At 74.6% G+C, this 13,283-nt stretch carries 17 protein-coding genes; 3 read left to right on the top strand and 14 right to left on the bottom strand.

What is annotated here, in order from left to right:
- Positions 1 to 9: 9 nt before the first annotated feature.
- The 3 genes from ABUL08_RS06335 to ABUL08_RS06325 form a co-directional block, all read right to left on the bottom strand.
- Positions 10 to 1,281, bottom strand: coding sequence for a cupin domain-containing protein (locus tag ABUL08_RS06335; protein ID WP_350935413.1), 1,272 nt, complete (start codon positions 1,279 to 1,281; stop codon positions 10 to 12).
- Between the two features lies 1 nt (position 1,282).
- The gene (locus ABUL08_RS06330; protein ID WP_350935411.1) at positions 1,283 to 1,588 is read right to left on the bottom strand and encodes a hypothetical protein; all 306 of its coding nucleotides are present in this window, start codon (positions 1,586 to 1,588) and stop codon (positions 1,283 to 1,285) included.
- Between the two features lie 140 nt (positions 1,589 to 1,728).
- A complete protein-coding gene (locus tag ABUL08_RS06325; protein ID WP_350935408.1) occupies positions 1,729 to 3,201 on the bottom strand; it encodes an endo-1,4-beta-xylanase in 1,473 nt (490 codons plus the stop codon).
- A gap of 50 nt (positions 3,202 to 3,251) precedes the next feature.
- Here ABUL08_RS06325 and ABUL08_RS06320 point away from each other — a divergent pair, with 50 nt between their 5' ends.
- Positions 3,252 to 4,163: a DUF72 domain-containing protein gene (locus tag ABUL08_RS06320; RefSeq protein WP_350935406.1), complete on the top strand. Its 912-nt coding sequence runs from the start codon at positions 3,252 to 3,254 to the stop codon at positions 4,161 to 4,163.
- On the opposite strand, the gene ABUL08_RS06315 is transcribed toward ABUL08_RS06320, so the two are convergent.
- From ABUL08_RS06315 to ABUL08_RS06275, 9 genes are all read right to left on the bottom strand, one after another.
- Positions 4,120 to 4,548: a DUF2267 domain-containing protein gene (locus tag ABUL08_RS06315; RefSeq protein WP_350935405.1), complete on the bottom strand. Its 429-nt coding sequence runs from the start codon at positions 4,546 to 4,548 to the stop codon at positions 4,120 to 4,122. The two genes, ABUL08_RS06320 and ABUL08_RS06315, sit on opposite strands and share 44 nt — an antisense overlap.
- A gap of 301 nt (positions 4,549 to 4,849) precedes the next feature.
- On the bottom strand, positions 4,850 to 5,722 hold the full coding sequence (locus ABUL08_RS06310; RefSeq protein WP_350935403.1) for a DUF72 domain-containing protein: 873 nt from the start codon (positions 5,720 to 5,722) through the stop codon (positions 4,850 to 4,852).
- A 40-nt stretch (positions 5,723 to 5,762) separates the two neighbouring features.
- Positions 5,763 to 6,161: a TraR/DksA family transcriptional regulator gene (locus ABUL08_RS06305; protein WP_350935402.1), complete on the bottom strand. Its 399-nt coding sequence runs from the start codon at positions 6,159 to 6,161 to the stop codon at positions 5,763 to 5,765.
- A 265-nt stretch (positions 6,162 to 6,426) separates the two neighbouring features.
- Complete coding sequence (locus tag ABUL08_RS06300) at positions 6,427 to 7,056, bottom strand: nucleoside/nucleotide kinase family protein (protein WP_350935400.1); 630 nt, start codon at positions 7,054 to 7,056, stop codon at positions 6,427 to 6,429.
- A gap of 55 nt (positions 7,057 to 7,111) precedes the next feature.
- Positions 7,112 to 7,720: a winged helix-turn-helix domain-containing protein gene (locus ABUL08_RS06295; protein WP_350935397.1), complete on the bottom strand. Its 609-nt coding sequence runs from the start codon at positions 7,718 to 7,720 to the stop codon at positions 7,112 to 7,114.
- 292 nt (positions 7,721 to 8,012) lie between these two features.
- Complete coding sequence (locus ABUL08_RS06290; protein ID WP_377522290.1) at positions 8,013 to 8,516, bottom strand: winged helix-turn-helix domain-containing protein; 504 nt, start codon at positions 8,514 to 8,516, stop codon at positions 8,013 to 8,015.
- A gap of 139 nt (positions 8,517 to 8,655) precedes the next feature.
- Positions 8,656 to 9,141 (bottom strand): rhodanese-like domain-containing protein, encoded by a 486-nt coding sequence (locus ABUL08_RS06285; protein ID WP_350935394.1) that lies wholly within the window; start codon positions 9,139 to 9,141, stop codon positions 8,656 to 8,658.
- Between the two features lie 44 nt (positions 9,142 to 9,185).
- Positions 9,186 to 9,638, bottom strand: coding sequence for a cysteine dioxygenase (locus ABUL08_RS06280; RefSeq protein ID WP_350935392.1), 453 nt, complete (start codon positions 9,636 to 9,638; stop codon positions 9,186 to 9,188).
- Between the two features lie 149 nt (positions 9,639 to 9,787).
- Positions 9,788 to 10,165, bottom strand: a complete 378-nt coding sequence (locus tag ABUL08_RS06275; RefSeq protein ID WP_350935390.1) for a cupin domain-containing protein — start codon at positions 10,163 to 10,165, stop codon at positions 9,788 to 9,790.
- A gap of 68 nt (positions 10,166 to 10,233) precedes the next feature.
- On the opposite strand from ABUL08_RS06275, the gene ABUL08_RS06270 reads away from it, so the two are divergent.
- Positions 10,234 to 10,626 (top strand): ankyrin repeat domain-containing protein, encoded by a 393-nt coding sequence (locus ABUL08_RS06270; protein ID WP_350935387.1) that lies wholly within the window; start codon positions 10,234 to 10,236, stop codon positions 10,624 to 10,626.
- 49 nt (positions 10,627 to 10,675) lie between these two features.
- The gene (locus ABUL08_RS06265) at positions 10,676 to 11,623 is read left to right on the top strand and encodes a DUF3500 domain-containing protein (RefSeq protein WP_350935385.1); all 948 of its coding nucleotides are present in this window, start codon (positions 10,676 to 10,678) and stop codon (positions 11,621 to 11,623) included.
- A gap of 290 nt (positions 11,624 to 11,913) precedes the next feature.
- Here the strand turns inward: ABUL08_RS06265 and ABUL08_RS06260 are convergent, their stop codons facing one another.
- Both ABUL08_RS06260 and ABUL08_RS06255 read right to left on the bottom strand, forming a co-directional pair.
- Entirely contained in the window at positions 11,914 to 12,414 is a 501-nt protein-coding gene (locus ABUL08_RS06260) for a DUF2231 domain-containing protein (RefSeq protein ID WP_350935383.1), read from the bottom strand.
- A 75-nt stretch (positions 12,415 to 12,489) separates the two neighbouring features.
- A complete protein-coding gene (locus tag ABUL08_RS06255) occupies positions 12,490 to 13,230 on the bottom strand; it encodes a GAF and ANTAR domain-containing protein (RefSeq protein ID WP_350935381.1) in 741 nt (246 codons plus the stop codon).
- Positions 13,231 to 13,283 lie beyond the last annotated feature (53 nt).

Raw genomic sequence — 13,283 nt, 5'->3', positions numbered from 1 at the left:
CGACGGTGCTCAGGCGGGCGTCAGGACGGCTTCGGTGAGCAGCCGGCGGGCCAGCACGAGGCGGTCGGCGTCGTCGTCGAGGCCGGGCAGGTCACCGACCCGGGTCACCTCGCCACCGAGCAGGACGCGCAGCGCCGGCTCGCAGGTGCCGGGCAGGGTGATGGTGCGGTCGAAGAGCCGCAGCGCGACCTTCCCGTCGCCGGTGGGGGCGAGCTGCCAGCGCAGGCCGGCCCGGAGGGCGACCCGGCTGTCCGGGTCGAGGGCGGCCAGGGCCGCCGCCTGGGCCAGCGGGCGGATGGGGGCCGGACGGGCGGCCGGCCAGGCCCGGTCGCGCAGCCGGGCGGCGACGGCGGCGGGGTCGGCCCGCAGCAGCCAGTCGCGCAGCGCCTCGACCGTCTCGGTCAGCTCCGGCTCGATCGCGTCCGGGTCGGTCACGTCGGTGCCGAAGGGCAGCCCGGCGCGCAGGCGGGCGTCCTCGGCGGCGAGCGCGAGCAGCTCCTCGACCATGGCGTAGCGGGTCAGCGCCCGGATGCCGACGGTGAGGTGCAGCGAGGCGGACTCCTGCGCCTGCGCGCTGTGCAGCCAGCCGCGGGGCAGATAGAGCGCGTCGCCCGGCTCCAGCACCACGTCGAGCGCGGCGGACCCGTCGGCGGTGGCGGAGACCTCGTCGGCCCGGCCGCCCCAGGGCTGCTTCTCCAGCGGGTCGGGCAGCACCGGCGGGTGGATCCGCCAGTGCTTGCGGCCGTCGACCTGGAGCACGAAGACGTCGTGGGTGTCGTAGTGGGTGGCGAAGCCCTGGCTGCCGGCCGGCGTCAGGTAGGCGTTGACCTGCAACGGCTGGCGCAGCGCGGTGCCGAGGTCGCGGGCGAAGTCGACCAGGGCCGGCCAGATCCGGTGCAGGCCCTGCAGCACCAGGGTCGCGCCGCCGGCGTACTGCGCCAGGATGCGCTCGTCGAGGACCTGGTCGCCGATCTCGGCGCCGGCGCCGCCGCCGCCGGTCCACCGGGCCGCCGGCACGAGCTGGCCGTCCTTCGCCACCCGCAGGAACGGGGTACGCAGTCCCCGCCGGCTGAGCAGTTCGTCGGCGTCGGCGGGGCTGAGCAGGTCGGTGAAGCCCCGCGGGTTGGGCAGTTCGGCGGCGCGGGACAGCAGCGGCGCGCGTCCCCAGTGCGCGGCGGCGAACTTGGCCGGCTCGACGCTGATGCAGCGGGCGAGGGCGTCGGCGGCCGGAGACGGAACCGCCGGACGGCCGTGGCCGTCCGGCGGGTCGAGGTACGTCACGTCAGCTCGCGCTGCCGTCGGCGCCGCCGTCCTGCTGGCCCGGGGTCGCGCCACCGTCGGCGGGACCCTCGGCGCCACCGTCGGCACCGCCGTCCTGCTGACCGGGCGTCGCGCCACCGTCGGCCGGGCCCTCGGCGCCACCGTCCGCGCCGCCGTCCTGGTGGCCCGGGGTCGCCCCACCGTCGGCCGGGCCCTCGGCGCCACCGTCCGCGCCGCCGTCCTGGTGGCCCGGGGTCGCCCCACCGTCGGCCGGGCCTTCGAGGCCGCCGCCGCTGGTGGTCTGCATGTCGTCGTCATTGAGTGCCATGGGTGTGCTCCCTCGGGTGTGCCGCCCCGCCGTGCGTCGGGGTTCGTCGTGCAGCGGGTGGTACCCCACGCGCGATCTTCTAACCCACCGTAGACGGCGGGCCCCGGCGACGCGGACGGTTCGCCGGGGCCCGCCTGAGGTCAGCCGTTGCGGCAGGTCACGCCGTTGAGGGTGAAGACGGACGGGGACGGGTTGGCGCCGGTGTGGGTGCCCTGGAAGCCGAAGCTGACCGTGCCGCCGGCCGGGACGGCGGCGTTCCAGCTCGCGTTGCGGGCGGTGACCTGGGCGCCGGCCTGGGTGACGGTGGCATTCCACCCGTTGGTCACCCGCTGGCCGGCGGTGAAGGCGAACCCGACGGTCCAGCCGTCGACCGCCGTCGTGGCGTCGTTGCGGACCCGCACGTCGGCGGTGAAGCCGTTGTTCCAGGAGTTCGGCACGTACGTCACGGTGCAGCCACCGGTCGGCGGGGGCGGGGTGGGCGTGGTCGGGACCGGTCCGGGCGTGGTCGGCGACGGGGAGGTGTTCGGGGTGCTGGGCGGGGTGGCGACGCCGCCGAGCGCCTCGGTCACCGCCTGGTACGCCGGCTTGGGCCGGTAGTTGTCGTCCCAGACCAGGGCCGCCCCCTGGCCGGGGAAGACGCCCGGGATCCACGAGTACCGGTCGGTGATGCCCCAGGTGGTGACCCCGACGCAGCGGCTCACCGCGAGGCAGGTCGCGACGACCCGCTTGTAGTCGGCGGCCTGGGCGGTCAGGTTGGCGGCGGTGGCCGGGGTGGGCATCCGGATGTCCAGTTCGGTGACCCGCACGTCGACCCCGAGGTCGGCGAAGCGTTGCAGGTTGGCCTGGAAGTCGCCGGGCACCTGCCCGACGATCAGGTGGGACTGGAAGCCGACGCAGTCGATCGGTACGCCACGGGCCTTGAAGTCCTTGACCAGGTTCCAGATCGCGGTGCTCTTCGCGTTGACGCCCTCGATGCTGTAGTCGTTGATGCAGAGCTTCGCGTCCGCGTCGGCGGCGCGGGCGGCGCGGAACGCCTCCTCGATCCACCCGTTGCCGATTCGCTGCTGGAAGACGCTGTCCCGGCGGGCGCCGGTGCCGCCGTCGGCGAACGCCTCGTTGACCACGTCCCAGGCGACGACCTTGCCGCGGTAGTGGCCGGCGACCCCGGCGATGTGGTCCTTCAGCGCCTGGAGCAGGTCGGGGCCGGAGAGGGCGGAGACCCAGCCGGGCAGCTGGTTGTGCCAGGCGAGGGTGTGGCCGTACACCTTCTTGCCGCCGGTGGCGGCGTAGCCGACCACGGCGTCACCGGGCGCGAAGCTGAACTGCCCCCGGTTGGGCTCGGTGGCGTCCCACTTCATCGCGTTCTCCGGGACGACCAGGTTGAACTCGGCGTCCCCGATCTGCTTGTACGCGGTCTCGGAGAGCCGGTTCGGGTCGAGCGCGAAGCCGATGTCGCGCCCCTTGGCGGCGGCGAGGCTCTGCCAGGTGGTGGCCGCGTCGGCGGGCCCGGAGTGGACGACGCCGAGACCGACGGCGAGGGCGGTGGTGGCGGCGAGCGCGCTGGCCAGCAGACCGGTGCGGAGGCGGCCGGTGGTGTGGTGGGGGTGGGGCATGCGGTCCTGTCCTTCGTCGGGGTCACCGCGGGCGGTGACGAGACTGTGACGTGGACCGATGGGAGCGCTTCCACATGCTGACAGCCCGCCGTCCCGGCGTCAAGCGCCCACCCGCCGGGTATGACGTGGGGATGATCCTGCTCGGCACCTCCGGCTGGCAGTACCGCGACTGGCGGGACCGCTTCTATCCGGCGAAGCTGCCGCAGCGGCGCTGGCTGGAGCACTTCGCCGAGCGGTTCGCCACGGTGGAGGTGAACAACGCCTTCTACCGGCTGCCCGAGCGGGACACCTTCGTCGCCTGGCGGGACCGCACCCCCGACGACTTCCGGGTGGCGGTGAAGATGAGCCGCTACCTCACCCACATCAAGCGGCTGCGCGAACCGGCCGAGCCGGTGGCGCGCTTCCTCGACCGGGCCGACGGGTTGGGCGACAAGCTCGGTCCGGTGCTGGTCCAGCTCCCACCGAACCTGCGGGCCGACCCCGCCGCCCTGGACGCCACCCTGCGACTCTTCCCCGCCGAGGTGCGGGTGGCGGTGGAGCCCCGGCACCCCTCCTGGTGGACGGACGAGGTCCGGCGGGTGCTGGAGCGCCGCCGCGCCGCGCTGGTCTGGGCGGACCGACTGAGCCGACCGGTGACACCGCTGTGGCGCACCACCGACTTCGGCTACCTGCGACTGCACGAGGGTCGCGCCCGACCCTGGCCGCGCTACGGCCGGACCGCGCTGGCCTCCTGGGTGCACCGGCTGGCCGACGCCTTCGCCGACACCGAGCCGGCGTACGTCTACTTCAACAACGACCCGGGTGGCGCGGCGATCATCGACGCGGTGGCCTTCGGCGGCCTGGCCCGGGCCGCGGGGCACCCGGTGACCCGGACCCCGACGGCCCGCCCCATGACGGGACGGGCCGGGTCGGTTCCGGTCACGGGATCAGCTGGGCCAGGTCCCGCGGCATCTGCGACTTGACGTCCTGCCACTCGCCCTGGGTGACGTGCCGGCGCAGGGTGTCCAGGACCACCTGCACGACCCGCTGCGGGCCGCCCTCCACGTCGTACGGGAAGCCCTGCCGGACCTCGTAGAGGAAGTCGTCCCGGTTCAGCTTGATCGGCACGTTCTCCGGCTGCCAGCCCTCGAAGTAGATGCCCCGCAGCAGCACCGGCAACTGCTGGGCGAACTCGGCGCTCTCCGCCACCGGCATCCGGTCGCGCAGCAGGTGCAGCACCGTGCGCAACGCCGCGTACGACTGGTTGCGCTGCTCCTTCGGCCAGCCGTACGCCGACTCGATCTCCTTCAGGATCACGTTCGTCTTGTCCATCGAGGACTCGAACGCGGAAATCAGCTGCTCAGCCATCTGCCCACCCCCGTGCGTCGGTTTCCCAGCGTCGGTCGTCGGCGCGGGACGGCGGCCCGCTGGGCCCCCGCCAGAGCCGGGTCGGCCGGAACCGACCGGGCCGCTCCCCGCGCCGGGGAGGGTCGGACCCGCCGACCACGTGCAGCACCCCGCCGCGGCGCGCATCCGCCACCACCCGCACCGTCATGGCCCACCTCCTCGTCTCACGCTCGCGGTCGCGTCGGTCGAGGCGACCGCACACACCGTCCAGGCTGCGCGGCGAAGAGGTGAACCGGCCTCACCCGACGCGGGTGAACCCGCGTCAGTCGGCGTCGAGCAGTCCGCGCAGGGTCGCCCCGTTGCGCTGCGCGAAATCGCGGTAGCAGTTGTTCATCAGCACGTGGGTCTGCGCGGCCTGGCCGGCCAGCTCGCGCAGCTTCGGCGCCCAGTCGCGCAGCTCCCGGTCGGAGTAGTCGTAGCCGAACTTCTCGTGGATGTCCTTGCTGGTCCACTTGTCGCTGTGCCCGTGGAAGCGGACCACCGCGAGCTCCGCGGTGGCCGCCAGCACCGGGGGTACGGACGACCGGTGCCCCTGCGGCATGTCGACGCAGACGTACGCCAGGTCGTGCTCGCGCAGGAAGCCGAGCGTCTCGTCGCGGTTGTCCCCGTCGAACCAGGACGCGTGCCGGAACTCGAAGGCCGGGCGCAGCGGGGCACAGCGCCGCGCCACCTCCAGCAGGTACTGCTTGTTGTCCCGCTTGATGGTGAACCAGGGCGGGAACTGGAACAGCAGCACGCCGAGCCGGTCCGCCTCGACCAGCGGGTCGAGCGCGGACAGGAAGCGCGTCCAGACCTCCTCGTACGCCTGCGGCGGCAGGTCGTCCGGGTAGAGGTTCTTCTTCCCGGTGTCGGGGCGCAGGTCCTTGTAGAGCGCACCGACCCGGGTCGGGTGCCCGGTCAGCAGGCTGAACGCCTTGATGTTGAAGGTGAAGCCGGGCGGGGTGCGGTCCACCCAGAGCTTCGCCGTCCGCTCGGCGGGCGGCGAATAGTAGGTGGCGTCCACCTCGACCAGTGGGAACTGCCGGGCGTAGTACGCCAGGCGCTTCTCCGGGGTGTCCGCGCTCTGCGGATACCAGCCGGAGTCCAGCAACGTCCGGTCGGTCCACGAGGCGGTGCCCACCTTGATCTCACCCATGGGTGGGGTCCACCGGGTGCGGGACCGACCGGTGGGCGACTCAGGCCGCCCGCCGCTCCCGGTTCTGCTTGCAGGACACGCAGGCGGTGGCGGAGGGGAAGATCTCCAGCCGCTCGACCGGGATCGGCGCGGTGCAGCCCTCGCAGAAGCCGTAGGTGCCCTCGTCCAGCCGGGTCAGCGCGTGCTCGAACTGGCTGCGCCGCTCCAGGATGGTCCGCAGCAGGGACTGCGCGGTGTCCCGCTCGGCGGTCTTGGTGCCACTGTCGGCCTGGTCGTCGCCGGCGGTGTCGCCGACCTCGACCAGCCGCAGCACCTGGCTCTGCAGGACCGCCTGCTCGTACTCGGCGGTCAGCTCGTCGTAGCGCGCCTGCAGGGACTGCCGGATCTGGTCGGTGTCCGCCTGGGAACGGCCCGTGGTCACCGTGTCGTGGACGAGCATCGCTGCCTGCCTTTCGTGGGGCCTCACACCGGTCCGGGGCGACGATGCGCCCCGGACCTTCGGTCGGGTGGCGCGGGTGAGATCACCCGTGCTCTGTGAGCCGGGCGATTACCCGTCGCTCCAGAGGATCAAACCGGTGATTTGCGCGAGCTTCCATCGCATTCGTGCGCTCTTGCGTCGCGCCGGCCGTCCCGAGCGTCCCACGGGCCGCCCGACCGCCCGTCTTCGACCGGTCCCGGCGGGTTCGTCCGGTCGACGTGCGGGGTCAGTCCCGCTCGACGAGAGCCGGGTGCCGGGGGTCGTCGGCGCGGACCACCACGTCGGCGAAGGAGGCCGGGGCGACCTCGTCGGCATAGCGGGCGAAGGCCGGCAGGGTCCACGCCGACGCCGGGTCGGTACGCCGGGCCAGGGCGGCCGGGGTGAGCACCAGGTGGACGGCGAGGTCGAAGACGAGCCCACCGCCGAGCAGCAGGCCCCCACTGACCAGGACCACCCCGCCCGGAGGCAGCGTCACGTACTCCGCCCGACTGGCCCGGTCGGTGACCGGGTCCCACAGCGACGGCAGCAGCCGGCCGGAGCCGTCCGGCCCGGCCGGGTCCAGCACCTCCCGGCGCAGCCCCGGCTCGTCGATCCAGCTCTCGTAGTAGGCGTCGGAGTTGGTGCGGCCGTGTTCCAGCCGCACCGAGGCGGGACGCAGGAAGTCGGCGGCCCGGACGTGCAGCGCCGGGCGGCCGGCGGCGCGCAGCGGGTCGACCAGGGCGGCGGCCAGCTCGTCGGGGCGGGCGGCCGGTGGGCCGTCGACGGCGACCCGCAGCCGGCCCGGCACGTCGGTGGCGACACACCGCTCGGCCAGCTCGGCCACGAGCAGCTCGGGGGTGATCGGACGGACGCGCACCCGACCATCCTGCCGGGCCGGCCCGGTCGGCGCTCCCGGCGGGGTGGGCCCGGGGTCAGCCGGTGCGGTCGATGGTGACCCGGGCGTCGTCGGCGAGCCGGTAGCCCACCCCGTAGACCGTGGTGACCAGGGGGACGTCCACGCCGACCTTGCCGCGCAGCCGGCGTACGTGCACGTCCACCGTGCGGACACCGGCGTGCTCGTAGCCCCAGACGGCGTTGAGTAGCTGCAACCGGGTGAAGACCCGGCGGGGGTGGGCGACCAGGTGCAGCAGCAGGTCGAACTCCAGGCGGGTCAGCGGCACCGGCTCGCCGTCACGCAGCACCGACCGGGAGGAGGCCAGGATGTGCAGGGCCGGGATGGTCGGGGCGAGCGGACGGGACGGGGCGCGGCCGACCGGCACCGCGTCGGGCCGGCGGTCCACCGGGGCCGGGCCGCTGGAGATCACCCCTTCGCCGCGTTCCAGCATCTCGCGGGCGGCGTCGAGCAGTCGGCGGGCCGCCGGGGTCAGCGACTCCTCCGCGGCGAGCGGGATGGAGAGGGTCACCGTGAGCACGGGTGCGGCCGTGTTCGCGGGACGACGCTGGCCGCCGGGGGGACGACCGGGGACCGCGGGTTGGGACGTATGCCATCCGGCGCGCGACGAGGCGGGGCTGACCGACATGGTCCTCCTTGGCTGATCCGGGTGTCTCCCACGGCCCGGGACGCCGCTTCATCGATGCTTCCCGGCGGCTGTGCGAGGGTCAAGGGGCGGCCGCGTTGCATGAATGTGACAATTGACGAACACATCGGAGCCGCGCGCTCGCTCTGCGTACGAAGCCTGATGATTACAGCAGAGTCGGTGAGTTGACCCGATACGGGGGGTGCCCGCCCGGTTCCGCCCTGCCCCCGGGCGGCCGACGGCGGGCGCGGCTCCGCCCCGGGCCGATGGTCGGACCGGGGCGGTGTCGGACGGTTCACCGATCCGGGTCGACCACCACCCGGGCGGAGTCGGCGAGCCGGTAACCGACGCCGTACACGGTGGTCACCAGGGGGGTGTCCACGCCGAACTTGGCGCGCAGCCGGCGCACGTGCACGTCGACCGTGCGGGCCACCGCGTGCTCGTAGCCCCAGACGTGGGAGAGCAGTTGCGTCCGGGTGAAGACCCGGCGCGGGTGCGCGGCGAGGAAGTGCAGCAGGTTGAACTCGATCCGGGTCAGCGGGACCTCCCGCGCCCCCTGGTGGACCACGCGGGAGGCGGCCAGCACGCGTACCGGATCGGGGTCCTCTCCATGGGACTCGCGGTCGGCCGGGCCCGGCGGCTGCTCCGCCGCGCGCGGCCACGGGCCGGTGGGCCCCGCCGGCGTGACCACGTGGCCGGCCCGGATCTCGCCGGTCCGGGCGAGGTCGCCGAGCACCTCGACCAGCCGGGCCAGGCCGGGGGTGAGGCCGCCGGGGCCGAGGTCGAGGGTGATGGTCAGGGTCGGTGCGGTGCGCGGTCGGGGTGCCGCCGCCCGGTCGGGGCGGCCGGCGCGGTATCCGCGCGGGGAGATGGCGACGACGGACATGGAGCCTCCTGAGCTGGCGGTCGCGCGCGCCACGCCGGGGTCGGCGGGACGGTCAGCGGGGCGCCCGACCGGCGGTGACCGGGGGCGCGGCGGGCGTGGGTCGGTGCGGCGGGGTGGGGCCGAGGGTGGGCAGGCCGGCGATGCGCCAGGCGACGAAGCCGCCGACCACGTCGGTGGCCCGGTGCAGGCCGATCTCCTGGAGGGCGGCGGCGGCCAGCGAGGAGGTGTAGCCCTCCTGGCACAGGACGATCACCGGCACGTCGTAGTCGACGGCCTGCGGCAGCCGGGCCGGACAGCGCGGGTCGAAGCGCCACTCCAGGACGTTGCGCTCCACGATCAGGGCGCCCGGGACGGTGCCGTGCGCCGCCCGCTGGCCCGCCGGACGGATGTCGACCAGCAGCGCGCCCCGGCGGTACGCGAGGTGTGCCTGTTCCGGGTCGAGCCGGCGCAGCCGGGTGCGGGCGGCGGCGAGAAGCTCGTCGATGCCCCGGGAGCCGGGTGGTGGCACCGGACAGCTCTCGGTACGGGTCTCGGTCATCGTCGGTCCTTTCTCAGGTGGTCGGGTGGGGGTGGCGCGGCGGGTCACCACGCGACGCCGGCCTCGGCCACGTCGGCGACCTGGAGCCGACCGTCGGTGAGCCGGTAGCGGGTCATCCGGCGCAGTGCCGGGCGGTAGACGTGCACGCTGACCGCGGGTTCCGCGCCCCGGTTGGTCACCACGTGCACGTGCCGGGGCCCGAAGCGACGACCGACGCCGGCGGCGAGCCGGTGCGGGCGGAGCCGACCGGCGGTGACGGTCTCCTCGGTGAGCGCGCCCGCGACGACCAGGAACGCGCCGGCCGCGCCGCCGTGGTCGTGCAGGTCGGTGCCCTGTCCGGGCAGCCAGCTCAGCGCCCAGACCTCGTGGTCGGGCGTGACGGCGAGGCGGGCGTACCAGCGCTGCGCCCGGTCGAAGCGCAGCGGGACCGGCCAGCGGACCGGGTCGGCGTGACGCCGGGCGACGGCGAGCAGTTCGGACTGGTCGGTGCTGGTCATGGCGGGCGTCCTCGGGGAGTGCGGTGCGGCGCGTACCCCACGAGCATAGAATGTAAACCCTATAGGTTTAGTAGGCAATACCGGATGCTGGGACACCCCGGGCACGGCGTTCCTCGGCACCGGCGACCCGCACGGCGGGCGGCCCGGGGTCAGCGCCGGACCGGCGGCTCCACCCGGTAGCCGGGCACCGACGGCCAGCGGACCGTCAGCACCACCGACTCCCGCTCGGCGTACCAGGAGTGGTCCACGCCCCGGCCCCACACCACGTAGTCACCGGGGGTGCCGAGCAGCACCGTACGATCCGGCAGCTCCACCCGGAACCGGCCGCTGACCAGGACCAGCAGGGCGGTCCGCCGCTCGCCGGTGGCCCACCGCGAGCGGGCCTCCCCCGCCGGGTGCACGCCCCACTTCACCTCCACCTCGTCCGAGTGCCGCACGTCCCCCACCGGCTTGAAGTGCCCCAGCAGCCAGCCGGCGTCGGTCGCCCCGTCCACGCCGGCGTTGCCGACGTACACCGCATCGTCCATCGCACCCTCCCGTGCCGGGTCGGCAAGCTACCAGGCGACGGGCCCGTCGGTCCCACTAACCTGGACGGATGACCGACGAGCTCGACGCCGAGACCATCGCCTTCGCGCACCGGATGTTCGACCTGGCGCGGGCGGGCGCCGCCGAGGAACTCGCCGGGCAGCTCGACGCCGGACTGCCGGTCAACCTGACCAACGCCAAGGGCGACACGCTGCTGATCCTGGCCGCGTACCACGCCCACCCGGAGACCGTGGCGGCGCTGCTCGCGCGGGGCGCCGACCCGTCGCGGGTCAACGACCGGGGGCAGACCGCCCTCGCCGCGGCGGTCTTCCGCAAGGACACCCGCACCGTCCGGGCCCTGCTCGACGCCGGCGCGGACCCCGAGCACGGCAGCCCGTCCGCCGTGGACACCGCCCGCTTCTTCGACCTGCCGGAGATGCTGGCCGTACTCGGCCGGAGCTGACCCACCCCGGCCGGCCCACATCGACGGGCCGGGCGGGTATACAGGTGCGGTGGAGGACCCCGTACCCGAACAGATGCGCACGGCCGCCGGCGCCCTGCTGGCCGCGCTCGACGAACCGGCCCGCCGGCGCGCCCGGCACGCCTTCGACGACGACGCCGCCCGGCGCTGGCTGGAGTACCGTCCCCGGCCCCGCCCCGGCGTCCCCCTCACCGACCTGGACCCCGCCGCGCGCAAGGCCGCGCACCGGCTGCTGGCCACCGCGCTCAGCCCACCGGCGTACGCCCAGGCGATGGCGGTCGTCGCGCTGGAGGAGGTGCTGGACCGGGCGGAGGGCTGGCGGCGCGGCCGGCACAGCGGCGACTACTGGGTGGCGCTCTTCGGCGACCCCACCCGGGACGACCGCTGGGGCTGGCGGGTCGAGGGGCACCACCTGTCGGTGGGCATGACCGTGGTCGACGACCAGGTCTCCCCCGCCCCGCTCTTCCTCGGCGCCAACCCGGCCACCGTCCGGCACGCCGGGCGACCGGTGCTGCGACCGCTCGGCCCCGAGGAGGACCTGGCCCGGGAGCTGCTGGACGCGCTCGGCCCGGCCGGACGCGCCGCCGCGATCGTCGCCGGGGCGGCGCCGGAGGACATCATCAGCGCCACCCGGGCCACCGCACCGGGGCTGATCGAGCCGCTCGGCGTGCCCCGGGGCCGGCTCACGCCGACCGGCCGGGCACTGCTCGACCGGCTCGTCGCGCTCTACCTCGACCGGCTGCCGGCCGAGCTGGCAGCCCGGGAGGCGGCCCGGCTCGGCGGGGGTGAGCTGCACTTCGCCTGGGCCGGCGCGACCGGGTCCGGGTCGCGGCACTACTACCGGGTGCAGGGCGACGACCTGCTGATCGAGTACGACAACACCGCCGACGACGGCAATCACGCGCACACCGTGCTCCGCCACCCCACCAGTGACTTCGGCGCCGACCTCCTCGCCACCCACCACACCCACCACCACTGACCCCTGCCCCCTGCCCCGGTCCCCCGCCCCCTCCCGGCCCGGGTTGATCATGAAGTTTCGGTCACGCGGACCCGACCCTCGTGACCGAAACTTCATGATCGACGCATCCGGACTCCCCGCCGCGCTCGCGCTCGCTCCGGGTTCGTGATCACGCTCGATCATGGATGTGGTGGCACCCGGCCGAGGGGATCGCCACGACATCCGGGATCGAGTGGCATCCCGGCCGGCACACGGTGGGGGGCCAGGCACGCGCGGGGGGGGGGGGGGGGGGGGGGGGGGGGCTCGGGGCGTCAGGCGCGGGGGCGGACGATCTCCACGGTGGAGCCGGCGACGCCGTGCAGGGCCTCGAAGCCGCTGGCCTCGACGGGGCTGCGGTCGAACTGGCGCATCAGTCGGGTGCCCAGCGCGACACCGAAACCGCCGACGGCGAGGGCGACCAGCTCGGTGGCGAGCAGCGCGCCGGTCGCGCCGCGCTGCGGCGAGTCGGCCCGGATCAGGCAGGCGAGCAGGAAGAGCGCGGCCATCACCGCGTTGACCAGGTTGAAGGTCACCGCCGTACGACGGGTCCGGCCGGCCCGGACGTCCCAGAGGTCGACCATTCCGGCGACGGTCGTGAGCGCCGCCGCGGTCAGGGCGGCGGCGGCCGTCCAGTAGCCCACCTCACCGAGGAAGGCCGGTCCCCCGACGACGTCGACCAGGTCGAAGACGGCGGCGCTGACGAAGAGCCCGAACGGGAACATCACCAGCATCGGTTGAATCGGATTGCCCTGCACCCTCAGCCGGCTCTCCATCGGTTCCTCCCAGGTTCGAGCAGCTCACCAGTCCAGGGTGCTACCCGAGCGCCACCAGGGCGAAACGAGAACCGCTCAGCTCTCCCGGGGGCGGGAGACGGTGATCACCAGCCGCTCGGCCACCTCGCGCAGCGGAATGTCCAACGAGGAGGCGGCGCTGCGGAGCACGTCGAGCGCCTCGGGCGCCGGGCAGCCGCGCTGCGTCATGATCACCCCGATGGCCTGGCCGACGACGCCCTCGCCGAGCAGCGAGGAGTCCAGCTCACCGGCCTGGGCGGTACGCCGTTCCCGGTCGCGGACGGCGGCCAGCAGCAGCCCGGCGTGCTCGGCGAGGAGCATCGCGGTGAGCTGGTGCCGGGCGGTCAGCGGCGCGGCCGCCCCGCCGTACAGGTTGATCGCGCCGATCACCTGCTCGTCGACGTCGACCGGCGCGGAGATCACGCCCCCCACCCCGAGACCCCGCGCGCGGGCGGTCCAGACCGGCCAGCGCGACTCCTGGCCCAGATCCTGCGCCGTGATCATCTCGCGGCGGCGGATGGCGCTCATCGCCGGCGAGTCCGGGCCGTGCCGCAGATCGTCCAGCTCGGCCAGGGCCGGGTCGGAGGCGGCCACCCCGGCCGGCTCACCGGCGCGCAGCGCCGTGAACCCGCAGCAGGTGACGCCGTCCACGGCGTCGCGGGCGATCCGGACCAGCTCGGTCAGCGCCTCGTCGAAGTTCGTGACCGCGATCAGGCCGGCGGTCAGCTCGCGCAGCAGCGCGGCCGTCTCCAGTGCTCCCAGCGTGTCGATCATGGGCTCCCGCGTGTGCAGGTTCACCGGGCCACGGTCCCCACCGCCCCCACGCACGACCACGCGGTGTCCCCGTACGG

The organism is Micromonospora sp. CCTCC AA 2012012, assembly GCF_040499845.1.
Lineage (GTDB): Bacteria > Actinomycetota > Actinomycetes > Mycobacteriales > Micromonosporaceae > Micromonospora > Micromonospora mangrovi.
This window is presented reverse-complemented; position numbering and strand designations above follow the sequence as displayed.

Bases quoted from the DNA above. Each gene is read 5' to 3' on its own strand.
- ABUL08_RS06330 (WP_350935411.1), bottom strand. From the start codon at position 1,588: ATGGCACTCAATGACGACGACATGCAGACCACCAGCGGCGGCGGCCTC.
- ABUL08_RS06325 (WP_350935408.1), bottom strand. From the start codon at position 3,201: ATGCCCCACCCCCACCACACCACCGGCCGCCTCCGCACCGGTCTGCTG.
- ABUL08_RS06315 (WP_350935405.1), bottom strand. From the start codon at position 4,548: ATGGCTGAGCAGCTGATTTCCGCGTTCGAGTCCTCGATGGACAAGACG.
- ABUL08_RS06310 (WP_350935403.1), bottom strand. From the start codon at position 5,722: ATGGGTGAGATCAAGGTGGGCACCGCCTCGTGGACCGACCGGACGTTG.
- ABUL08_RS06305 (WP_350935402.1), bottom strand. From the start codon at position 6,161: ATGCTCGTCCACGACACGGTGACCACGGGCCGTTCCCAGGCGGACACC.
- ABUL08_RS06295 (WP_350935397.1), bottom strand. From the start codon at position 7,720: ATGTCGGTCAGCCCCGCCTCGTCGCGCGCCGGATGGCATACGTCCCAA.
- ABUL08_RS06285 (WP_350935394.1), bottom strand. From the start codon at position 9,141: ATGACCGAGACCCGTACCGAGAGCTGTCCGGTGCCACCACCCGGCTCC.
- ABUL08_RS06280 (WP_350935392.1), bottom strand. From the start codon at position 9,638: ATGACCAGCACCGACCAGTCCGAACTGCTCGCCGTCGCCCGGCGTCAC.
- ABUL08_RS06275 (WP_350935390.1), bottom strand. From the start codon at position 10,165: ATGGACGATGCGGTGTACGTCGGCAACGCCGGCGTGGACGGGGCGACC.
- ABUL08_RS06270 (WP_350935387.1), top strand. From the start codon at position 10,234: ATGACCGACGAGCTCGACGCCGAGACCATCGCCTTCGCGCACCGGATG.
- ABUL08_RS06260 (WP_350935383.1), bottom strand. From the start codon at position 12,414: ATGGAGAGCCGGCTGAGGGTGCAGGGCAATCCGATTCAACCGATGCTG.